The organism is Collimonas fungivorans (genome assembly GCF_001584145.1).
Taxonomy (GTDB): domain Bacteria; phylum Pseudomonadota; class Gammaproteobacteria; order Burkholderiales; family Burkholderiaceae_D; genus Collimonas; species Collimonas fungivorans.
In genome coordinates, this window is the sequence record NZ_CP013232.1 from 2,765,721 (window position 1) to 2,788,103 (window position 22,383).

Genomic DNA, 22,383 nt, shown 5'->3' on the forward strand with positions numbered 1-22,383 from the left:
GGCCTATGAAATTCTTGCGCTACGCTATTTTTATCGCACTCGCGCTTGTCGCTGTGTCTTCGTTCGCACAGGAGGGGCAGGAATTAACCCAGGCGCACAAGGCGACCATCGAACGGATGTTGAAGGGGCTTCATGCAGGAGAGATTGCACAAATAGGGATGAAGCAAGGTTTTGATGCTTTGGAAGCATCAGATCCCCAAAGCGCCGCGTTTGCCCATCAGATCATGGATGGAATTACGCCGAGCCAGTTCCTCCAGAAACTCGTTCCGGTATATGCCAAATTCTTTTCCATCGACGATGCACAGGCGATTGCTCGATTTTTTGAGACCCCTGCCGGCATCAAGGTGTCGGAAACCATGCTGCAAGCTTTTGCCGTTGGCAAGAGGCCAACATTCGAGCATCTGTCTTCAGCCGACCGGCTTGCTCTAGGCGCATTCGAACAAAGTCATGCAGGCCAGATGTTCGGCCGCTCGGGAACAGGAATAAGGGCAGAGACCGGACATATGTTTCAAGACCTGGGGCAAGAAATCGTAGTGAGAAAGATGAAAAAGGCGTTTGCTCCTGTCGTGAAAGAACTGGACGCTCACTTGTCGAACGACGCCAACGATAATTTTTCGGCAGTCGGTGCATCGAGCCCTGTCAATAATCAAGCCGACGTCTTCGAGCAGGTAGCGGCGCTTGCGCTGGATGCCACCAAGCAGTCGCAGGCGATCGCGACGCGTTATCAGACAGAGCTGCAACAGCTTGGAGCCGAGACGGTCCTGAGTCCGGAAAACCTGGTATCGCAGGCCGCGATTACGGACGGTAAGCGAAAAATTCAGCTTTTGAACGATGACCTTGACCAATTCCTGCAGTCGAGTGACGACATGCGCAAGAAATTTTTCAACAAAATGGATGCCATCTCGCTGCCTCCCAGATACAAGGAAGCCTTCATGCGAGGAGCCGAGCGAAGCCAGGCGGCGATGTTCGACGAAAACCTGAGATTCAGCGAAAATCAGCGGACCCTGGCTGAGCTGTACCAACGCGTGCTTGACTTTGCCGAAGCACGCCTTGGACGAGTAACTGTCCGCGACAACACATTGGTGTTTTCCGAAACGGCAGACCTGGAGATTTTCCGGTCGCTGCAAGCTCAAATCAAGGTCGAAAGCCAGCGCGAAAAGGCTCTCAACCAGGAAAGCCGGGAGCGCGTAAAACAATTAATGCAGGGCATGCGCTGACATGCCTGGCCACCATCTATCGCGCATTTTCAGCCTTCCCAAACCGCACCATTCATGCAAAAGAATTGAAATGATGATCGTATCCCGTGGTTTTTCGATGCTGCCGCCGGTACGTCGGCAGGCGCTTGCCGCCGTCGGCGCTGCACTGCTTTCATTGAGCGGTTGCGCTTCGCTTACGCTGGCGCCAGCCTATGTGGCAAGCTCCGAAAATGTGTACACTCTGGCATCCCGTCCGGCAAGCAAGATTGCACTCGGTCCATTCATACAAAACGGCGAAACATTGAATAAGCTGACGCTTCGCGGCAGCCCATATGATTCACCATACAACGGTTCTTATGTCGAATACCTGAAAGCCGCGTTGCGCACTGAGCTGGAAGCGGCAGGCAAGCTGGACGAAACATCTACACTTGTTGTCTCCGCGGAGCTCCTGGAGAATTCCCTTGATGCGGCGTCGCCTTCCGAAAATACTGCCAGGATCAGCGCACATGTCATGGTGATGCGCGAAGGTTACAAGGCCTTCGACAAGGTTGTCAGCGCTGAAAGCCAGTGGCCGTCTTCTTCCATGGACGCGGTTGCAATTTCAGCGGCACGGCGCAACTATCCTGAAACCGTGAAGAAATTCCTGGCGAACCTGATTGAAAATCGCGACTTCCAGATAGCTATCATGCCGTTAAGACTACCGCCCGCAGCCATGAAAGCCAGCGCCACGCGCGTCTCGCCGGACGATATCCTTCCCGGCAATTGCGCAAAACCGGAGTATCCCAGGGTAGCGTTGCGCTATGAGCAGGAAGGCAGCGTCACTGTGAGGCTGGTTCTCGATACCGACGGTCATGTTATCGACGGCATGATTGAAAGAAGCAGCGGCTTCACGGCTTTGGATGACGCCACGATGCAAGCCTGGTTTATCTGTCGTTTCAAACCCGCAATTCGGAATGGCGTACCGATAAAGTCGACAGTAAGAATGAAATACATCTGGCGGCTAGAGTAAACGCGATTGAAGTGGCGTCGGAATTTCGCTAAAACGAATACTGCATGCCAGCCTGGCCGCCGCTCAGCCGGCCGCTCTGGGGATTGCGGTCGGTGTCGGCCTCGACATACAGCTTGGTGCGTTTCGACAGGCTGTAGCGCGCCACCGCCAGGAACTTGTTGTCGACTGCGCCGTCGGCGGTGGTGCGCCAATAGGCGGCGGTCAGTTCCCATGCCGGAACCGGGACATAAATGACGCCGATGCCGTTGGTGATCAGGCTGCGGGTGCCGGTATAGGGTTCGTTCCTGGTGTGATAGTGCACCAGCTGCGCCGTGACCGGGCCGATCTCGTAGTAACCGCCGGCGGTAAACGTAGTCTGGCCGCTGCCGTTGATGCCGCCATAGGCAATCGCCGCGCCGAACGGATGGCCGTTGTACATCAGGCTGGCGGCCTGCATGCTGCCATGCTGGGTGCCGGCCTGTTCGCCGGCGGCGTAACTGAGGTGGCCGATGAAATCGGAGAAACGGCCGGTATAGACGATGGCATTGTCCCAAGCGTAATTGAGCTGGTGGTTGACCGACGGCGACCAGCTGGATACGTAGGTCGGGTCGCTCAGCCACGAGCCGGCGTAATACAGAGCGTTGTACTGGCGGCCGAGGGTCAGCTCGCCATAGCTGTTGCTCAAGCCGATATAGGCGGTGCGGCCAAACAGGCGGCCGCCCTGGTTCAATTGTCCGTTGTCTAGCGAAAACCCGTTTTCCAGGTTGAAGATGGCCTTCATGCCGCCGCCCAGGTCCTCGCTGCCGATCAGGCCCCAGCGGCTGCCGGCCCAGCCCAGTTCGGCGCCGTCCACCACCGATAAGCTGTTGCCGGCCTTGGTCTGCTGGTAGCGCACGCTGCTGTCGATAAAGCCGTACAGGGTCACGCTGGTGCTGGCGATCTGCGCATTGGAAGCGCTGGATGCAAGGGCCAGCAAGGCGGCGGGGGCGATGCGCGAAAAGTGAGGAGAAATGCGGGGAGAAATACGGGTAGCGAATGTTTTCATTGTTTTTACTGAGTGTGGTTGGTAATCAGTTGCGCGCAGCACGCGCGATCGGCGCGGTGCTACCAGTCGGCCAGGCCGTCGGTCCGGTTCTGTTCCGCCTTCAGTGCGCAGATGCGGTAATCCTGCTGATCCAGGATGGAAAAGCCACTGATGCGCATGGCGCCGCGCGCGTTTTCCAGTTCCGGCGCCTCGACACTGGCCGCGAGGGCTCGGCGCAGCGCCGCCAGCGTGGCGCGTGCTGTAGCCGACGAGGTAATCAGCGGCAGGCCGGGCATAAGCGCAGTGAAGCCGATTGCCGCCAGGCGGGAGAAAGTCTCGGGCTCCTGGCGGCTCAGGAAGTAGGCGCTGACGCAATCGAGCGCGGCAATGTCAGCCTGGCCGCCGGCGACCAGCCGGGCCGACTGCCGATGGGCGCCGCTGAATACTACTTGCGAGAAAAATCTGCCGTTGACGGCGAATGGCGCAACCGCGCTGCGCAGCGCGTGATAGCCGGATTGCGAATGACGCTCGTTGCAGGCTGCAACAGTGCCGCCAAACGCCTGCAATGGTTTTGCCGCGTCCTCTTGCCGCACCCACAAGCTGCTGCTGTAATTTGCCTGCTCGCAGCCGGGCACATCGAAATGAAAGGCGCCGACCACTTGCACCTTGCCATGTAAAACCGTCGATACAGGATAACCGCAGGTCTGGCTCAGCAACAGGTCCGGCTCCTGCCAGTGCTGCAACAGATCTTGCGGCTGGCCGAGCCGATCCGAGACATTGTCCACGCCTTCCAGCCTGAGGTAATGGCGCAGTCCGCTCCAGAACTCGTCCAGGCTGGCGGCCGGAAACGGGTACATCGGCAACGCACACCTCATGCATTGCCTCCGCCATGCAAGCCTGCCTGCGGCGTCCAGCGCTGCGACAACAGGTCAAACAGCTGGTCGGCCACGATTGCCAGCAGCGCCACCAGCAGCGCCCCCTGGATCACATAGGCGGTGTTGAAACCGCTCAGGCCGACGATGATCGGCAGCCCCAGCGTCTTTGCGCCGACGGTGGATGCAATCGCCGCCGTGCCGATATTGATCACCACCGAAGTGCGTACGCCGGCCAGTATGACCGGCGCCGCCAGCGGCAGCTCAACCCGGTACAGTATCTGCCAGCGGTTCATGCCGATGCCGCGCGCAATTTCCAGGATGGCCGGCGAGATCGAGGATAAGCCGCTCATCGCGCCTTGCGCCACCGGCAGCACGCCGTACATGACCAGTGCAATCAGGGCAGGGGTTTCGCCGAAACCGATCAGCGGTACTGCCACAGCCAGCACTGCGACGGGAGGAAACGACTGGCTGATCGCCAGCACCGTTTCCAGGGAAGAGCGGAACGGCCGTCCTGCCGGCCTGGTCACCAGCAGGCCCGCCGCCACGCCGCCCACAACCGCAACGGCGCCCGACAGCAGCACGATGCTCAAATGCGCCAGCACCAGCGTGGTAAATGCATCTTGCATGTACATGGGACGCGCCAGTTGCGGGAAAACCGCGGCGAACAGCGGCGCCGTCAACGGCATGCCGAAGGTAAAAGCCAGCAGCAACAGGCTGCTGACGGCGAGCCAGCGATGGCGCTGGAGCCGCTTCATCGCGGCGCCTCGAGCAGGTCGGCGAAATGCAGCACGCCGGCCGCCCGGCCTTGCTCGTCGACTACCGGCAGGCTGTGCGCCTTGCGCGTGATGAAGGCGGACAAGGCTTCGCGCAGGGTGCTGCTGCTGCGGATCGGTTCGCCGAGTTCAATCCCGGCCATCTCCGGTTCGGTGCGTACCCGGCCGGCGATCTTGTCCAGCCCGAGCAGGCGGATGCCGACGTCGCTCTGGCCGACAAATTCGCGTACAAACTCGTTTTCCGGGGACAGCAGGAAGTCGCGCGGCGTGCCTTGCTGCACGATGCGGCCATGGTCCATCAGCACGATCCGCTGGCCCAGCGCCAGGGCTTCATCGATGTCATGGGTCACCAGCACGATGGTCTTGCCGGACAGCTTGTGGATATTCGCCAGCTCCTGCTGCAGGCTGGCGCGGGTCACCGGATCAAGGGCGCCGAAGGGTTCGTCCATCAGCAGCACGTCGGGATCGGCCGCCAGTGCGCGTGCAACGCCTACCCGTTGCTGCTGGCCGCCGGACAGCTGGTCGGGATAACGATGGCGGAATTTTTCGGGGGGCAGGTGCAGCAGTTCCAGCAGTTCGCTGACGCGCTCGTGGATCTTTGCTTTTGGCCATTTCAGCAGGACCGGGACGGCGCTGATGTTCTGCTCCACCGTCCAGTGCGGAAACAGGCCGACCGACTGGATCGCATAACCGATACGGCGCCGCAATTGTTCCGGCGAGTGTTCGACCACCGGCTTGCCGTGCAGCCTGATACTGCCGCTGTCCGGTTCCAGTAAACGGTTCAGCAGTTTCAGCAAGGTCGACTTGCCGGAGCCGGAAGTGCCGATCAGCACCACGAATTCACCGTCCTTGATGGTCAGGGACAGCTCGCTGACCGCTGGCCAGCCGTTGAACGATTTGCTGACTTCGCCGATTTCAATCATGGATTTTTCTCCTGAAGATGGCGATCGCCACCTTGAATAGCGTATCGACCCCGATGGCCAGCAGGATCACCGGGATCACGCCCAGCAGCACCAGATCCAGCGCGCTGCTCGACATGCCCTGGAACATGAGGACGCCGAAACCGCCGGCGCCGATCAGCGCCGCCACCACCGCCAGCCCGATGGCCTGCACCGTAGTGACGCGGACGCTGGCCAGGAACACCGGCAACGCCAACGGCAGTTCGACGCGGAAAAAGATCTGCCAGGGCGACATGCCGATGCCGCTGGCGGCCTCGCGCACATCAGCCGGCACTTGCTCCAGCCCGGCCAGGGTGCCGTGCGCCATCGGCAACAGCGAATACAAGGTCAGCGCCAGCAATGCCGGCGGCAGGCCGACGCCGCCGATGCCTGATTGCGGAAACAAGCTGCCCAGCAGCGCCAGCGGGCCGATCAGCAAGCCGAACAGGGCAATCGAGGGAATGGTCTGGATGACGTTGAGCACCGGGAACAGCAGCTTGCGCGCTCGCCGGCTGCGAAAAGACAGGGCGCCAAGCAGGGCGCCGAGCAGCACCGCGGGCAATACCGAAAACAGCACCAGCTGCAGGTGGCGCAGCAGCGCCAGGTTGAATGCTTCCTGGTGATTCTGGTATTCCTTCAGCAGCGACAGGCTATCCAGGTAACCCGATGCGAGCAGCGCCGCTATCGGCGCCAGCGCCGCCAATATCAGCGTTACCCGCGCCGGCAAACCGAGGCCGAAGCCGCGCAGCGCCTCCGCCAGTTGCAGCCAGGCAGTCAGCAGCAACAGCCAGAAGGCGCCGCCGAACGAGATCCGCGCCAGGGAATCAGCCTCGCCGCTGCGTAGCTGGGCTTCATGTCCGGCCAGGGCCAGCAGGCCGCCGCTGAGCGCCGCCGCTGCCGTCAGCAGGATAATATAAGTAAGGCGGCAGGGCCGCAGCCAAGGCGCCGCGAGCAGCGGCAGGGCCGGCAGCGCCAGCAGCCAGTAGCGCGCGGCAAGCTGGCTGAGCAAGATACCCTGGCCGCTGAGCAGCCGGTTAGGCGCATAGGTCAGCAAGGGCAGGTTGGTGGCGGCGACGATAGCGACGATCACCAGCAGCAGGTGCACCGGGTTGTGCAGCTTGAGTGACGGCAGCGCGACGTTGCCCACGCGCCATGGCTGGTTGGCCAGACGCGCCATGGTCATTTGATAAAACCTTTGCTGCGCAGGTAATCGCCGGCGACCTTGCGGCCGTCGCGTCCTTCGATGGCGATGCCGGCGTTGAGTTTCTGCAGCGTAGGACTATCCAGCGACAGGAACACCGGCTTCAGCAGATCCGCGATCTTGGGATATTTCGCCAGCACCTCGGCGCGGATCACCGCGGTCGGCGCATAGACCGGCTGCACCGACTTGACGTCGTCCAGCGCTACCAGCCCCAGCGCAGCCAGCGCGCCGTCGGTGCCGTACACCATCGCGGCGTTGACGCCGGAAGTCTGTTCCGCGGCAGCCTTGATCGTGGCCGCCGTATCGCCGCCCGCGAGGGTCAGCAGCTGGTCCTGTTTCAACTTGAATCCGTAGGTGTTTTCGAAAGCTGGCAAGGCGTCCGGGCGCTCGATGAATTCAGCCGAAGCCGCCAGCTTGAAGTGGCCGCCCTGGCTGATCCAGCGGCCCAGGTCAACCAGGGTCTTGAGCTTGTTGGCCTGCGCCACATCCTTGCGCACTGCGATCAGCCAGGTATTGTTGGCGGGAGACGGCGTCAGCCATGCCAGCTTGTTTTTATCGAGATCGAGTTTTTTCACCAGCTGGTAACCCGTTTCAGCATTTTTCCAGGCTGGATTCTTTTCGTCGGAAAAGAAAAAAGCGCCGTTGCCGGTGTATTCAGGATAAATGTCGACCTCGCCCGAGATCAGCGCGCCGCGCACTACCTTGGTGGTGCCCAGCTGCAGGCGGTTGACGGTCTTGATGCCGTTGGCTTCCAGTACCAGCTGGACCAGGTTGCCCAGCAGCGCGCCTTCGGTATCGATCTTGGAACCGACGCGGACCGGTTCGGCGGCCTGGGCCATGGGGGAAAGCAGGGCAGCGGCCAAAGAGGTGGCCAAGGCAGCGGCCAGCAGGCGAGTGTACAGACTCATGTTGACTCCGTTAGATAGCAATGCCGGTTCAGGCAAAGGGATGGATATCGGCAATCACCGGTGTGCTGCGATGGCGCCACAGCAGCGGCAGGTAGCCGCGCTCGACAAAGCCGTCGCTGCGCTCCAGGTAGGTCTCGCGTTCGGCCAGATAGGCTTGTCGTAGGTGGAACCATGGCAGTCCGGGATGCAGGTGATGTACAAGATGGTAATTCAAATTCAGGAACAGCAGGCGCCAGGGCCATGCCGCTTCATTGATTACCGAACGTCCATGTGTGGCTTCGACCGCCCGGTGTTCGTAGAAAGAACGCACCATGGTCAGGCTGAGGGCCGGATAAGCGACGGCGAAAAGGTAGAACCACGGGGATATTCCGGCGCCGTGCAGAAACAGCAGGAGCGCTGCCAGCAGCGTCAGGTGCCAACCCCAGGTAACAATGGTTGTCCGGTTGGGCTGCCGCCACGCGCTGCGGACGGTCTGCGACCATGCCAGCGCCGGCCCGGCCAGCAGGCGGCCGCCGGAGGTATTGCGGAAGCGGCGCAAGGCCCTTCCCAACGAGCTGCGGCTCTCCAGCGACACGTAATAGGTTTCCGGATCGGCGCCAGGCAGCGTCAGTATCTTTTCATCGCGATGATGGGCAAGGTGGCTGTCGCGATATACCGCGTATGGATACCACACTGCCAGCGGCAGCTGGCCGAACAAGGCGTTGAAACGGGCATGGCGGGTCGGATGACCGTGTATCAGCTCATGCTGCAGGGACATGTACCAGGCGCTCAGTGCGATCAGCAGAGGGGTACCGAGCCACGGGCCCAGTTCGCGCCAATGCAGCACGGTGGCCAGCCAGCCGCCGTAGATCAGGGCAATCAGCCCCCAGGTAGGCAATTCCAGGCGCGCCAGCCATGCTGCGGCCAGCGTCTTTTCTTCCGCCGGGGCTACAGCCGCGGTCAACAGCTCAGGTTGATCAAGGAAATGGAATTTTGGGTCGTGAGGTAAAAAGTACATGCGCGGCTCTCTTTCCATTAGCCGCGAATATATAGTAGGTATATGCCAAGAAAGAACGAATCATTTTGAACAACTATATACGGAATAAATATATGCCTTGGACGCCCGGCGCCGTTCAGGCGCCTGCGGCTTTTCTGCCCTGGGGAATGCCCTCCAGTTTGCGCGCCATGCCGAACAATTGCTGTTCAAGGATTTTGATCTTTTTTTCCTGCATGATTTCGACTGCCGATTTTTCCGCGACGGAGAGAGGGACAGCCGGGAATATTTTCCTGATTTCTTCGATCGAGGGCAGCGGAACAGCCGGCCAGCGGATGAGTTTTATGCCTGCGGCTGCCATGGCGCTGTTTTTTCTGGCGTCGCGTTTTTGTGCAGCCGCGCCGGCGTGGGATTTGTCGTCGATTTCAATACCCGCAAGGACGTCCAGGGAGCCATTGCAGATGACGAAATCCAGGCTTTTTGCACTGATCGTGTTGAACGCGCCTCCTTGTTTTTTTGCATCGATGCAGCTCGAAAGCGCCACCTGGGCCAGGACCACATAACCCGGAAGGGCGTCGATCAGTTCCCAGTACATTTCCCGTTCGTTCGGGGTCAGCAGCGCCTTGCTTTTGTACTGGTAGCCGCTCTTGGCGTCTGTTGCCTTGCCTTTTTTACTCGCCAGGGCAGCAATAACCGCCAGGACGATCAAACCGAGGATGATTAAACCGAATGCCTTTAGCATTTATTTCCCCTGATGGAATTTTTGCAACTTTATCAGCTTTAACGAAAGGGCAGCACATTTCGTCTCCAACTTTCGATCTGTAAACTCATTAGGGACCGGCCGACGCCATGTCAGCCAGAACCTCCTGGGCGGCGCGGAAAGCATCCACTGCCAGCGGCACGCCGCAGTACACGGTGGCATGCAGCAGCACTTCCTGTATTTCCTCCATCGTCGCGCCGTTGTTGCGGGCGCCGCGCACATGGCCTTTCAGTTCCTGGGTGCGGCCCAGCGCTGTCAGCATCGCCAGCGTCAGCAGGCTGCGGGTTTTCAGGTCGAGGCCGTCGCGCTGCCAGACCGTGCCCCAGGCGTTGCGGGTAATGTATTCCTGCAGCGGGCGCGTGAAGTCGTCGGCGCCGGCGAAAGCCTTGGCCACGAATTCCTCGCCCATAACCTGCTTGCGCATTTCCAGGCCGTCTTCGAATTGTTTGTCCATGCTGTCTTTCCTTTATCTGGAGGATTGATCTTGTCTTCTTTGGATCAGGCGCCGTATCAATCATGCGAGAATAAACAAGTTTCATCAACGGCCACGCAAAATATTCGTCCTCATGAGGAAAACCGATGTCTATCGACTGGAATGCATTCACACCATGGCCCGCATTGCTGGGCGGCCTGCTGATCGGCCTGGCCGCCGCCATGTTCGTGCTGCTCAATGGCCGCATCGCGGGCATCAGCGGAATCCTGGGCGGGCTGTTGCAGCCGGCGCCGGGAGATGCAAGCTGGCGCGCCGCGTTCATCCTGGGCCTGGTCGGCTCGCCGCTGGTATACGCTTTATTTGCAACGCTGCCAGCCGTGCAGATTGATGCCGGTTTCGGCGCCTTGACGGCGGCGGGGCTGCTGGTCGGCATCGGCACCCGTTATGGTTCCGGCTGCACCAGCGGCCACGGCGTCTGCGGCTTGTCGCGCCTGTCGCCGCGTTCGCTGGCGGCTACCGTCGTCTTCATGGGCTGCGGTTTCCTCACTGTCTACGCGCTGCGCCACCTGTTTGCCGCTTAAGGAAAAATCCATGCTCATCGTTACATCGTTGCTTGCCGGCCTGGTGTTCGGGCTGGGATTGATCGTATCCGGCATGGCGAATCCGGCCAAGGTGCTTGGTTTCCTCGATCTCGGCGGCGCCTGGGATCCGTCGCTGGCGTTCGTGATGGCCGGCGCCATCGCGCTGGGACTGGTGGCGTTTTCTTTTGCAAAAAAACGCAGCACGTCCTTGATCGGCGCCGAGATGAAGCTTCCGGCGGCGCGCCGTATAGATCGCCGCCTGCTGATTGGCAGCGCCTTGTTTGGCGCAGGGTGGGGGATTGCGGGCATCTGCCCAGGGCCGGGCCTGGTCGACCTCGGCATGGGCGAGACGAAGGCGCTGGTGTTTGTAGCGGCAATGCTGGCGGGCATGGCCGTGTTCGAGATTGCTGAAAAGCGCCGGCACGCGGACAAATCGCCGCATTGAATGATGTAGTGCCGGGGCTGCAGTTCTGCAATCCTTTCCATCGACGATCCAATATGTGCGCGTAGACTTGTTCTCGCCAGCGTCATTATCCCGTAACAAAACCTAGTTACCATCCGGAAAGATTTTTAACGCATGTTTTTAACACGCGTTGCCAAGAGCGGTGGATCCACCGCTCATTCGCGCAAATTTACTTTCCAATCAGGATGTCCACATGGTGCTGAAGCGATGCTTGCCGGACGTGAACAAGTGGTCTCGCTCCGGACGCCGCTGCCGCTTGCCGCGGCGCGAATTTAGCCACATACCCAATCACACCTACAGCCGCGGCGCGATACTGCCGATCGGGATCTTTTTCCTGGCGGTGCTGTGCGTCGGCATATTTTCCGTCTATAACATGGCGCAGGTGACCAGCGACAAGCGGCGCCTGGTCAACGCCGCCGATGCGATTGCCTACAGCACCGCCAATATCGCCGCGGAAGGCCTGAACTACACTGCCTACACCAACCGCGCCATGATCGCCAACTACCAGGCGGTGGGCCAGATGACGGCAATGTGGTCGAACATGACCATGTCGGACCAGTACTGGAAAAACAATACCAAGGTGATGAAGGCCACCGCTGCGCTGACCAAGTTCATCCCCTATATCGGCACCGGCCTGTCGAGCATTCTTAATGCCGTCTCCACCTTCGGCAAGTACTGGGAAAAAATCGTCGACGGCGTGCGCGTCACCAGCCAGGTGCTGGCCAATGCCGGCACCGCCACCACCTCGCTGACCAACTACGCGATTTTCGCCTCGCAGCAGGTGCACCTGACTACCACCGTCTCGGCCATGATCGCGATGCAAAAGGAACTGCTGACGGCCAACGCACCGCAAGCCGAGTATGTGCCGCAGACCATCATGTACCAGGTCGCCAAGAGCGTGGTGGACTTCGGCAGCATGATCAAGCTGCACCAGCCGCCGCGCAAGTTCATGGGCAGCACGGAGATGAAGACCAAGCTGCCGGACAGCACCGGCACCGCCGATTTCAACCTGGTGCACCGGGTGATGATGCAGGACATGATCAAGCTGACCAGCGCCATGGGCGGCCGTCGGCTGTTTCCCAACGCGGTGGGCCTGTGGGCGGTGGACGGCTGCAACCTGAGCGGCATCAACGGCATCCTCACCGGGCTCTCGGCCAACGGCCTGGAGCAGATCGTGCCGGCGCTGCAAGGCAATGTCGCGGCGGACGTCATCGGTCCGGTGATTGAAGCATTCATGAATACGGTGGGCCTGATCGTCAGCCCGATCATGTGCCTGTACGAGCGCACCGGCGGCACCCGCATGATCCAGATGCAGGACGGTACCTATGCCTGGAGCAATATCGACATCATGGAGATCAATCCGCACCTGTTCAACATCCACATCCCGATGGCCGGCGCGGTGACCATGTCCAAGGTCGGCCGCCAGGGCATGGACAAGAACCAGGAAGTGCCTGAAGACCTGGCCAAGTTCGTGGACGTGGTGAAAGATACTTCGTCCTGGAAGAAATCGTTCTGGGGCGAGGCTACCGGCATCGACGACTGCATGTATTTCACGCTGCCCAGCGGCGAGCTCTATGCGCCGCGCATAAGCGGCGCCTGCGGCTCGCTGTCTGCCGGCGCGGCCAAGAAATACTACGAGCGCGGCGTCATGAATATAGCCAAATCCTCCGGCGAGCGCGCGATGAAGGGCCAGCCGCAAATCGCCACAGCCAGCCAGACGCTCAACAACGCCGCCATGGCGACCCTGGAACCGGTGATCAATGCGGCGGGCGCAGGCGTCAATTCCTCCAATTCCTCAGAGTCCGCAGTAAATCTTCCAGACGCCAATGCCGGCAACCTGACCGGCGTGCTGGGCGGCGCTCCGGCCGGCATGCCGGCTTCCGGCGCCGCACTGAATGCACCTAATCCCGGCAGCGCCGATTCGGAAGTAGCGGTAGCGACGGCGATGGCGCAGCAGGCGGCGAATTTCCAGCAGCTGTCCAGCCTGGGCGGCAATGTCGCCAGCTCCATCTCAAACATGCTGGGCAGCGGTTTTTCGCTCGCCACCTCGGCGTTCGACGATCCGCTGGACGCACCCAACGGTTTTGTCCAATTCATCCTCAAGGCCCTGGGCCTGGGCGATTTGATCGACGTCCTTAGCATGCGCACCTCGCGCGGCACCGAAACGCTGTTCCAGAAACCCGGCCTGGGCGGCGTGGTGGCGGCCGACATGGGCCTGCCGGCGGAACGCTTCGGCCTGTGGGAAATGCGCGGCGCCAACATGGGCAACTACCAGCTGGGCGACCGCGAAGCCAGCAACCTGTTCGTGGCCAGCAAGGAAGTACAGGACAACGCCCTGAAGGATATCGGACCGTCGTTCGTGGTGGCGCTGCAGCAGAACGTCGACAAGACGCCGCTGCGTGCGGAAAGCAAATTCAACCTCGGACGCGAGCCCATGCATGACTACGATACGGAACTCAAGCAGGACTACCTGAAAGCAATCGGCAAGGCGCGCGTTTATTATCGGGCGCCGGTGGAGCGCTGGACCACGCGCGGCCAGATCGTTTCGCACGCCAACCTGATGCTGCCGTACTGGAACGCCCGGCTCGAAGGCTTGAACTACCCTGAGAAAGCACTGTTTTTCATCATCAACTGATCATCAACTGAACCCCGGCCGGAAAGACTTCATGCTCATGCTGCCCACCCGATCCACCGCATTGCCCAGGCTGCGCTGCCAGCGCGGCCAGGCGCTGGTCGAATCCATCATTGTCTGCAGCCTGTTCATGGTGTTCCTGTTCGGCCTGCAGTGGGTGTGGCGCTTCGGCGAACTGGCGCAGCTCAATGCCGAAGCCCCGCGCTTTGCGATCTGGGAGCGTACCGCTTACAAGACCAGCGGCGGCGCCGAAACGCAAGCGCTCTACAGCAGCGACGGCAACCTGGCGCCGCAGGTATTCCGCAACGTCTACCTGACGCCGCGCGGTGCGCGCCAGTCGCAAGGCGAGGGCAGCACCGCCTTGATGCAAGACCATCCGGACTGGATGAGCACCGCAGCGCGTTTTTTTACCGGCACGATGAAGGGCGCGACTTTCGGCTCACTCTCCGGCAATGCCTTGAGCGTAGTCACCAATTCAGACAAAACACCCGGCGGTCCGATGGGCTTCGATCCCACCCACAACACCTTGACCAGCCTGAAGCTCGATGACAAACCCTACGAGCGGGTGCAGGTCAACGGCGCCATCGGGCTGAGCGATTTCATCACCGATTTCCTGCAGCAGCGCTTCGGCATCGCGCCCGGGCCGACAGCCTGGCCGCCGGCGGCACCAACAGCACCGCGCTGGGCAGCCTGACCATGGTTACCAATTCCTGGTCGGCGCCGGGAGCGGTGGCGATCAAGCGCATGTTTGACGAGCTCAATCCGCTGGCTCCCAGCAACAATGTCGGCATGGTGCTCAACAACGGCAAGTACGGCAACCTGTCGCAGCTGATCGGCGGCGCCTCCGGTTTCGGCAGCAATTACCGGGTCGACAAGGTCGGCATCAACCCGGCGCAAGTGTCGACGCTGGTTTCGCAGGGCATGGGTTTTGATTACGACAGCCTGAAAAACCCAGGCGACCTGATAAAAATATTCAAGCCTACCGATGAATACAAGGAAAGCTTTGTATTCAAGGCGGCCACCATCGAGCCCGAATACGTCGGCATTATCTGCAAGGCGAAAGTACCGAATTCGATCCGGTTGACGCAGTACACCCAGGATGAGCTGTGCCCATCCGGCACGGTGCGCGCGCGTACGATTTCCATGTTCGACAATCCGGCGTGGCGGTTTGTCGCGCCGTAGGACGACATTTGGAATGCGGCGAGAGTTTTAAGAAAATTCATTAATATTCAATGTGTTGTAGATGAATCCTATGATTTAGATTAAATTCAGAGCGAAACTCAAAAGCCTTTTTATTCAATGGTTTACATCAATACCCTGTGAATTTAGATGAAATAACGAAGGTGCGCTTCCCCGGCCACGCACATGCTCCGCTAGGCAGTCATAATTCCTGGCAAGGATAGCCGCCGGTTCAAAACGAGGCAGGTATGCCGTTGCGCCAGCTTCTTTGTTTTTTGACATGGCGAAATATGTGCGGCGTCGTGAAGAATATATATATAATTTCCGCAGGGCAAATTTGCCCCTCATCATTCAACGCCAGCCTTCCCCAGGCCGAGTGGATCTTGATTCAACCGGCAGGCCTCAAGATTTTACAGATCGTCTTTCGGCTGCTGCATTGCTGTCTACAAGCCAGGTTTTTCTTTCCCCTGAAAAGGGCTCAAAAATGATAGTTTTTGGAGAAGAAAATGAATCGGAATTTTAGTGGATTAGCGTTAATTCTCAGCTTCGCCTGTTTTACTTCCAGCCTTGCCGTCGGCGCCATCATCACCAGGCAAATACCCAGCAGCGGCACGGTCAATATCCCTGCCACCACTGTCGGTGTCGACGGATTGTCCTCGCCTGAAATCTCACCGGTATTTTCGAACGCGCCAGATCTTGCCGACGGTCCTACCGCCGCGGGTACGGCAGGGTTGACCGGTAAAAGCGGAACGCAAAGCACCACCAGCGTGCTGGCGCGGGTGGCGAAGTTCAAGATAAACCGCAGTATCGCCAGGACGCAGGGCAAAGGACAGTGGACCGAAGCAGTAGGCAGAGATGCGCCCGACCGTCGGGTGCAAGTCAGTTTTGACGGCGAAAATTCACGCAATCAGCGGTTGGCAAGCAACGGCAACCAGTTTTCCATAGAACCGCCGGACCAGGGACTGTGCGCCGGCAACGGCTACGTCATGGAATCGCTGAATGACGTCATGAAAGTCTACAACCGCAAAGGCGTCGCATTGAGCGGCGATATCGCACTGAATGCGTTTTACGGCTATGCGCCGGCAATCAACCGCCAGGCCACGCCGCGTGTCTTTGGCCCGTCGATTACCGACCCGGCCTGCTATTTCGATCCGGATGTAAGACGCTGGTTTCACCTCGTGCTGACGCTGGACACCGATCCCGCCACTGGTGCGCAAACCGGCAAGAACCATCTCGACCTTGCGGTCAGTTCGTCTGCCGATCCGCTTGGGAGCTGGACGGTATACAAGATCGCCGTGCAGGATGACGGCACGCAAGGTACGCCCCAGCATGCAAATTGCCCATGCCTGGGCGATTATCCGCATATCGGCGCAGACGCCCATGGCATCTACCTGACAACCAATGAATTCCCGTTTTCCGGCGGCTTCAACAGCGCCCAGATATATGCCATATCGAAAAAAGCGTTGGTCAGCGGCAGCGCTTCGATACAAGTGGTACAGCTGGACACGGCCGACTATTTGCTCGACGGCAATCCGGGATTCACGGTATGGCCGGCAGTCTCGCCGGCCGGTGACTTTGAACGGAGCAACCGCGGCACCGAATACCTGCTGAGTTCAGTCGCGGTATTTTCCAATTCCGGCAACGACAATCGCCTGCGGGTATGGGCCATCGGCAATACCAGGTCGCTGAACGACGCGGCGCCTGCGCTGACGCTCCTGCACAACGTGGTCGGCGTCGACGGCTACGGTGTGCCGCCTGCGATTCCGCAGAAAGCCGGTAGTGCGCCATTGCGTGACTGTCTGAACGACCGTAGCATGGTGACGCCGGCTGGCGTCGGCTGCTGGAATTATCTGACCACTGTCCTGCCGGCAGTCCCGGAAACGCTGGCGGACCTGGATCCGAACGATTCGCGCATGCAGCAAGTGTTTTTCACCGGCGACCGCCTCTATGGCGCACTCGATACTGTCGTCAATGTCGCCGGCCAGGAGCAGACCGGGATTGCCTACTACGTGCTCAATCCCGCCGTCTCGGCCGGCCAGGTTGGCGCATCCGTGACCAGGCAGGCCAGGTGGCGCTTGCCGGCAACAGCGTTACGCGGCCGGCTATAGCGGCGCTGCCTAACGGCAAAGGCGTGATCGGCTTTACCGTCGCCGGTGCGGATCACTACCCGAGCGCCGGTTATATCCATTTCAGCCGTGACCGCGGACACAGGGGCGAAACGGTCAAGATCATTGCAAACGGACTCGGGCCAGACGACGAATTCGGTGCCTATAACGCCTTTGGTACGCCGCGCAGCCGGTGGGGCGATTACGGCGCGGCGGCAGTCGACGGCAACGATATCTGGCTAGGCGCCGAGTACATTGCGCATGGCTGTACGCTGGCGCAATACGCCAGTCTAGCCGACCCGGTAGCGCAGTTCAGCTGCAACGGCAGCCGCGTCGCCCTGACCAACTGGGCTACGCGCATCAGCAGGGTCGTGCCCTGAGGCATTAACAGGGAAGGAGGGGCCTGGAAGCGTTCGCCAGGCCCCTGGACCTGTTCGTGATCAGGGGGCTCCGTCGCAACTTCTGGCGGGTGACTGGCCGTATATAAAAAAACACGGAATATTTCTCTTTATTACTGAATTTGAAAACTCTTGTGAAATACCAGGAACGTCAATGTACATGGAGTGTCGATCTCGCTATCCTTGCCGTCATCCACGATGCATGCCGCTATCTCATCCTCGGCAAGCCGGGCGATTCCGAGCTTAACCTGCTGACGTTCAAGGAACAGCTCACCACCTTGGCGAACCACACTCACAGCAGCTTGCCGAATTACAGGAAGACCCTGGCCTATGCCGCCTCGCTGATTGTGATTCATCAAGTCTGACCAGGCTTCAATCCTCGGTATCCGGCCCCCACATCCCGGGCTATTCCTTCTCCGGCATGAATGACGAATGCTGGGTCGTGATCAGCCACTGTTTTCCATCCCATTTGTAAGTGAAGGTATAGCGGGCTTTCGCTTCTTGCCCCGTTTTCCCCAGCGTGAACGTATACAGGCCGATATCGATGGCGGTATTGCAATCGATCTTGATGGTGCGCGAATTGATTTTCCCGCTCGGTTTATTCGCCAGGAAATGCTCGAAATAATCAATCTGCTCTTCGCGGGTGGTGCGCGGCTTGTTTGACAGGGTGGCAAGCAAGACGGAGTTTTCCGCATAATTTGCGGCGACCGCGCGCGGGTTTCCGGTCTGTAGCGAACTGTTCCAGCGATCAAACAATGAGGCGATGTCAGCCTCGCTGGCTGCGACACAGGCTTGCGTGTTTTGCGGCCCTGGGGCTTCAGCTCCGTTTGGGCTCGTGGCGCAACCGGAGATCGCAAAAACAACGGCTGCTGTCAGGACTGCGCGGCTTATTTCCATGGTTTTCCTATTGAGTGAGAGAAATTGCCAATTTTCGGCATGGCTTGAAGTCGAGACGAATAGTGCCATAAGGCAATATTTTGGTGTGAAACAGATGCATGCAATTGCATGTGTTTTGGTTTGACGGTAAGAACGGGCAGCAATCCTCGCCCGCAGCAGCAAGTCCACTTGCAAAAACAACAGGTCAGATGACTTGCGGAAAAATTAATGTAAACAATGGCTTGGACGCACATCCGAGATACCGGAACAGGACCGGAATGCCTATCTTCCAATACCAGTCAGATACAGGTTGACAGCATTTTTCACAACTCCTACAGTCATCAGACAAGTGTTTCCACATGGAAATACCGAGGATAGATTAAACCGGCGCGACAAAAAAACGGGGCCAGCAATCTGTTTAACCAAGGCCACCGCAAACCGCGCCGACAGCAGGCAAGCCATCCCAATCTATCCAGGAGAATCAATTGAAATCGAAGATGACAAAAGGCCTCGCCATCGGCCTTGCATGCATGGCGTTTTCGGCGCACGGCGCCGAACAGGACGATGCGGCGGGAACCAGCGCCGCCAGCCTCACCACCTTTAAGCATCCCGGCGTGCTGGTCGACATAACGCGCCTGAACTACATAAAAGACCGGGTCAATGCCGGCGCCGAGCCCTTTCTTTCGGCTTATGAAGCAGCCAAAAGCAGCCGGCTGGGGTCCTTGAGCTACCGGGTGCAGGGGCCGCCGTCCAACCACTTGATCGAATGCGGTTCAGGCTCGGTGCCGGACCACGGCTGTTCCGCCGAGGACAGCGATGCCGCAGCAGCCTATACCCAGGCGCTGCTGTGGTTCATCTCCGGCAACGCTACTTATGCCAAGAATGCAATTGCCATCATGAACGCCTATGCCCGCAACCTGACCGGCGGGCACACCAATTCCAATGCGCCGCTGCAATCCGCGTGGACTGCGGAAAAATGGCCGGCAGCCGCTGAAATCATCCGTTACACCTATACCGGCTGGGCGGCTTCCGACATCACGGCCTTTAAAAAAATGCTGTCCACCCAGTACCTGCCGTATATCAACGGTAACCAGGCCGCCGGCAAGAACGGCAATTGGGAGCTGAGCATGATCGACGGCATGTTCGGCATTGCCGTGTTCACGGAAGACAAGGCGCTTTACGCGTCGACGGTTTCCTTGTGGAAGAAATGGGTGCCGGCCTACTTCTACAACTATGCCGCGGATGGCGGCGCACCTGTGAAATTCAGCGGCAGCCCGAGCAGCTGGAACGGGCAAACCGTGTTCAACGCGGCCACCAGCGGCGTGTCGCAAGAAACCTGTCGCGACACCCAGCACGTGCAGCTGGGGCTGGCTGCCGTCTTCAACGCTGCCGAGACCGCCTATGTCCAGGGTACGGACTTGTACACGCCGATGCAGACGCGCCTGACCACGTCGCTGGAATACCTCGCGCGCTCGCTGCAAGGCGTGCGCAACACCTCGCAGACAAACACGGTCAACGTGCCTGCCGGTTTTCCCGGCCTGTGCGACGGCAGCTATATCCCGGTGCTGAAGGGCACGATGGAACGCGCATACAACGGCTATCACAACCGCCTGGGCGTGGCGCTGCCGCAGACGTTGAAGCACCTGGTCAACGATGTCCGTCCGCATGCGAATCCCAACGATGAGCATGACGTCATCCTGGAAACGTTGACCCACGGCGGCAGCCCGGCAAGCAAATAAATTCAATGCCGCTGTAATCGACAACATCCCGATACCGAAGAAAATCCTATTGGAGAATATTTTGGATAATGCCTCCGTTTCATATTTACTCAAAAGCATTGCACTTGCCCTTGCCAGCGTGTGCATCCTGAGCGCCTGCGGCGACGGCGCCACATCCGCGTCCAGTTCGGCCGCTGCCAGCGCGAAACTTGCGGCCGCTGCCGGCTCTCCCTACGGCGGGACGCCATGGCAGCTACCGGGAACCGTCCAGGCTGAAAACTTTGATACCGGCGGACAGAACGTCGGCTACTTCAACGCTGCCAACACCAACCAGGGCGGCCAGTACCGCAGCGCCGAAGGCGTGGCGATTGAAGCCTCTACCGATACCGGCGCCGGTTACGATGTCGGCTGGACCACTGCGGGCGAGTGGCTCAACTACACCGTCAACGTAACGGCTGCCGGCAGCTATACGGCGCAAGTGCGGGTCGCTAGCCTGGGGCAGGGCGGCAGTTTCCACTTCAATGTGGACGGCGTATCTGCGACACCAAAACTCACGGTGCCGGACACCCAGGGCTGGCAAAACTGGCAAACGGTGTCGGCCACGATCAGCCTGAGCGCCGGCCAGCACGTCATCCAGCTGTTCATGGACAGCGCCGGCAGCGGCGGTGCGGTCGGCAATTTCAACTGGTTTGCGATAGGCAGCGCTGCCGCGGCGCCGGACTTCGGCCCGAACGTGCTGATCTTCGATCCGAGCATGTCAAGCTCGACTATCCAGGGGAGGTTGAACACGGTCTTCAACCAGCAGCAGAGCAACCAGTTCGGCGCCGCGCGCTATGCGCTCTTGTTCAAGCCCGGTTCATACAGCGTCGACGTGAATGTCGGGTTCTATACCCAGGTGCTGGGCTTGGGCAATTCGCCTGACGATGTCAACATTACCGGCGCGGTGCATGCCGAGGCCGACTGGTTCCAAGGTAATGCAACGCAGAATTTCTGGCGCGGCGCTGAAAACATCGCGGTCAATCCTGCCGGCGGCCTGAACCGCTGGGCGGTATCCCAGGGTTCGCCTTTGCGCCGCATGCATATCCGCGGCAACCTGGCGCTGGATGATGGCGGCTGGTCCAGCGGCGGTTTCCTGGCCGACTCCAAGATCGACGGCCAGGTGCAGTCCGGCGGCCAGCAGCAATGGTTTACCCGGAATTCCCAGATCGGCAGCTGGAGCGGCTCCAACTGGAACATGGTGTTTGCTGGCGTCGATGGCGCACCCGGCGGCGTCACCTGGCCGAATCCACCCGATATGATCCTGGCGACGACTCCCGTGGTCCGTGAAAAACCGTTCCTGACGATCGACGCCAGCGGCAAATACAGCGTTTTTGTCCCGGCGCTTGGCAGCAACGGCCACGGCACCACCTGGGCCAGCGCAGCGGCGCCAGGCCAGGCTATCGCCATCAGCGAATTTTATGTAGCGAAGGAGGGCAGCGATACAGCAGCCACCATCAACGCCGCGCTCGGCCAGGGCAAGAACCTGATATTGACTCCCGGTGTTTACCATCTCAACGATACGCTGCGCGTGACCCGCGCCAATACGGTGGTGCTGGGCCTGGGCCTTGCCACGCTGGCGCCGGATAATGGCGTGGTTGCCATGTCGGTAGCCGATGTCGATGGCGTCAAGGTCGCCGGCATATTGTTCGACGCCGGCCCGGTGAGTTCGCCGATCCTGCTGGAAGTCGGTCCTTCGGGCAGCGCGGCCAGCCACGCGGCCAACCCGACCTCCCTGCATGACCTGTTCTTCAGGGTCGGCGGCGCAGCCGTTGGCAAAGCCGCGGTCAGCCTCAAGATCAACAGCAGCGATGTTATCGGCGATCATTTCTGGATCTGGCGCGCCGACCACAGCAACGGCGTCGGCTGGACCACCAACACCACCACCAACGGCCTGATCGTGAATGGCGCCAACGTCACCATCTACGGCTTGTTTGTCGAGCATTTCCACCAATACCAGACCTTGTGGAACGGCAACGGCGGCCGCGTCTATTTTTACCAGAGCGAACTGCCATACGATGTGCCGAACCAAAGCAGCTGGATGAACGGCAGCAAGAACGGCTATGCCTCCTATAAAGTGGCGGACTCGGTGACCAGCCACCAGGCGTGGGGCGTCGGCATCTACTGCTATTTCAGCAGCAATAACAGCGTCAAGCTCGGCAGCGCCATCGAAGTGCCTGCCGCCGGCCTGAACGGAGCGATGATCCACAACATGACCACCGTGTCCCTGGGCGGCGTGGGTGAAATTACGCACGTGATCAATCAGTACGGCAATAGCGCGAACTCTGCGGCTAATGTGGTCAGGCTTGGGCAGTAAGGGTTTAGG

At 59.8% G+C, this 22,383-nt stretch carries 23 protein-coding genes; 13 read left to right on the plus strand and 10 right to left on the minus strand.

The genetic code is table 11. The features are described 5' to 3' along the window. Positions 1–5: 5 nt before the first annotated feature. Complete coding sequence (locus CFter6_RS11985; RefSeq protein ID WP_061540111.1) at positions 6–1,217, plus strand: DUF2059 domain-containing protein; 1,212 nt, start codon at positions 6–8, stop codon at positions 1,215–1,217. Between the two features lie 70 nt (positions 1,218–1,287). Continuing rightward, positions 1,288–2,205, plus strand: coding sequence for an energy transducer TonB (locus tag CFter6_RS11990; RefSeq protein ID WP_061540112.1), 918 nt, complete (start codon positions 1,288–1,290; stop codon positions 2,203–2,205). Positions 2,206–2,233: 28 nt separating this feature from the next. Here CFter6_RS11990 and CFter6_RS11995 read toward each other — a convergent pair whose 3' ends face one another. The 9 genes from CFter6_RS11995 to pcaC form a co-directional block, all read right to left on the minus strand. Then, positions 2,234–3,229, minus strand: a complete 996-nt coding sequence (locus CFter6_RS11995) for a porin (protein WP_082814722.1) — start codon at positions 3,227–3,229, stop codon at positions 2,234–2,236. 59 nt (positions 3,230–3,288) lie between these two features. Then, positions 3,289–4,083: a phosphate/phosphite/phosphonate ABC transporter substrate-binding protein gene (locus tag CFter6_RS12000; protein WP_082814723.1), complete on the minus strand. Its 795-nt coding sequence runs from the start codon at positions 4,081–4,083 to the stop codon at positions 3,289–3,291. After that, a complete protein-coding gene (locus CFter6_RS12005) occupies positions 4,080–4,838 on the minus strand; it encodes an ABC transporter permease (RefSeq protein ID WP_061540115.1) in 759 nt (252 codons plus the stop codon). The genes CFter6_RS12000 and CFter6_RS12005 overlap by 4 nt, the downstream gene beginning before the upstream one ends. Further along, positions 4,835–5,779 (minus strand): ABC transporter ATP-binding protein, encoded by a 945-nt coding sequence (locus CFter6_RS12010; RefSeq protein ID WP_061540116.1) that lies wholly within the window; start codon positions 5,777–5,779, stop codon positions 4,835–4,837. The genes CFter6_RS12005 and CFter6_RS12010 overlap by 4 nt, the downstream gene beginning before the upstream one ends. Beyond that, positions 5,772–6,977: an ABC transporter permease gene (locus CFter6_RS12015; protein WP_061540117.1), complete on the minus strand. Its 1,206-nt coding sequence runs from the start codon at positions 6,975–6,977 to the stop codon at positions 5,772–5,774. Before CFter6_RS12015 ends, CFter6_RS12010 begins: the two co-directional genes overlap by 8 nt. Continuing rightward, on the minus strand, positions 6,974–7,903 hold the full coding sequence (gene osmF, locus CFter6_RS12020; protein ID WP_061540118.1) for a glycine betaine ABC transporter substrate-binding protein OsmF: 930 nt from the start codon (positions 7,901–7,903) through the stop codon (positions 6,974–6,976). Before osmF ends, CFter6_RS12015 begins: the two co-directional genes overlap by 4 nt. A 28-nt stretch (positions 7,904–7,931) precedes the next feature. Further along, entirely contained in the window at positions 7,932–8,900 is a 969-nt protein-coding gene (locus CFter6_RS12025; protein WP_236904656.1) for a fatty acid desaturase, read from the minus strand. Positions 8,901–9,015: 115 nt separating this feature from the next. Next, a complete protein-coding gene (locus CFter6_RS12030; RefSeq protein WP_061540120.1) occupies positions 9,016–9,618 on the minus strand; it encodes a DUF2726 domain-containing protein in 603 nt (200 codons plus the stop codon). Between the two features lie 88 nt (positions 9,619–9,706). Next, positions 9,707–10,090: a 4-carboxymuconolactone decarboxylase gene (gene pcaC / locus CFter6_RS12035; RefSeq protein WP_061540121.1), complete on the minus strand. Its 384-nt coding sequence runs from the start codon at positions 10,088–10,090 to the stop codon at positions 9,707–9,709. 125 nt (positions 10,091–10,215) lie between these two features. Between pcaC and CFter6_RS12040 the strand changes: the two genes are divergently transcribed. The 9 genes from CFter6_RS12040 (at position 10,216) to CFter6_RS25600 (ending at position 17,792) form a co-directional block, all read left to right on the plus strand. Then, positions 10,216–10,650: a YeeE/YedE family protein gene (locus tag CFter6_RS12040; RefSeq protein WP_061540122.1), complete on the plus strand. Its 435-nt coding sequence runs from the start codon at positions 10,216–10,218 to the stop codon at positions 10,648–10,650. Between the two features lie 10 nt (positions 10,651–10,660). Then, a complete protein-coding gene (locus tag CFter6_RS12045; protein ID WP_061540123.1) occupies positions 10,661–11,095 on the plus strand; it encodes a YeeE/YedE family protein in 435 nt (144 codons plus the stop codon). A 211-nt stretch (positions 11,096–11,306) separates the two neighbouring features. After that, a complete protein-coding gene (locus CFter6_RS12050) occupies positions 11,307–13,748 on the plus strand; it encodes a pilus assembly protein TadG-related protein (RefSeq protein ID WP_061540124.1) in 2,442 nt (813 codons plus the stop codon). A 31-nt stretch (positions 13,749–13,779) separates the two neighbouring features. Then, on the plus strand, positions 13,780–14,439 hold the full coding sequence (locus CFter6_RS12055; protein WP_061540125.1) for a hypothetical protein: 660 nt from the start codon (positions 13,780–13,782) through the stop codon (positions 14,437–14,439). 2 nt (positions 14,440–14,441) lie between these two features. Then, positions 14,442–14,927 (plus strand): hypothetical protein, encoded by a 486-nt coding sequence (locus tag CFter6_RS12060; RefSeq protein WP_061540126.1) that lies wholly within the window; start codon positions 14,442–14,444, stop codon positions 14,925–14,927. A gap of 289 nt (positions 14,928–15,216) precedes the next feature. Then, entirely contained in the window at positions 15,217–15,447 is a 231-nt protein-coding gene (locus tag CFter6_RS12065) for a hypothetical protein (RefSeq protein ID WP_150118723.1), read from the plus strand. Further along, complete coding sequence (locus tag CFter6_RS12070) at positions 15,431–17,032, plus strand: aldo-keto reductase family protein (RefSeq protein WP_061540128.1); 1,602 nt, start codon at positions 15,431–15,433, stop codon at positions 17,030–17,032. The genes CFter6_RS12065 and CFter6_RS12070 overlap by 17 nt, the downstream gene beginning before the upstream one ends. After that, on the plus strand, positions 16,993–17,409 hold the full coding sequence (locus tag CFter6_RS12075) for a hypothetical protein (protein ID WP_061540129.1): 417 nt from the start codon (positions 16,993–16,995) through the stop codon (positions 17,407–17,409). The genes CFter6_RS12070 and CFter6_RS12075 overlap by 40 nt, the downstream gene beginning before the upstream one ends. 152 nt (positions 17,410–17,561) lie before the next feature. Beyond that, a complete protein-coding gene (locus CFter6_RS25600) occupies positions 17,562–17,792 on the plus strand; it encodes a hypothetical protein (protein WP_150118724.1) in 231 nt (76 codons plus the stop codon). 40 nt (positions 17,793–17,832) lie between these two features. On the opposite strand, the gene CFter6_RS12085 is transcribed toward CFter6_RS25600, so the two are convergent. Beyond that, a complete protein-coding gene (locus CFter6_RS12085; protein WP_061540131.1) occupies positions 17,833–18,324 on the minus strand; it encodes an SgcJ/EcaC family oxidoreductase in 492 nt (163 codons plus the stop codon). A 476-nt stretch (positions 18,325–18,800) separates the two neighbouring features. Here CFter6_RS12085 and CFter6_RS12090 point away from each other — a divergent pair, with 476 nt between their 5' ends. Further along, a complete protein-coding gene (locus CFter6_RS12090; protein WP_150118725.1) occupies positions 18,801–20,042 on the plus strand; it encodes an alginate lyase family protein in 1,242 nt (413 codons plus the stop codon). 61 nt (positions 20,043–20,103) lie between these two features. Then, positions 20,104–22,374: a carbohydrate-binding protein gene (locus CFter6_RS12095; protein WP_205631467.1), complete on the plus strand. Its 2,271-nt coding sequence runs from the start codon at positions 20,104–20,106 to the stop codon at positions 22,372–22,374. The last annotated feature ends 9 nt before the right edge of the window (positions 22,375–22,383 follow it).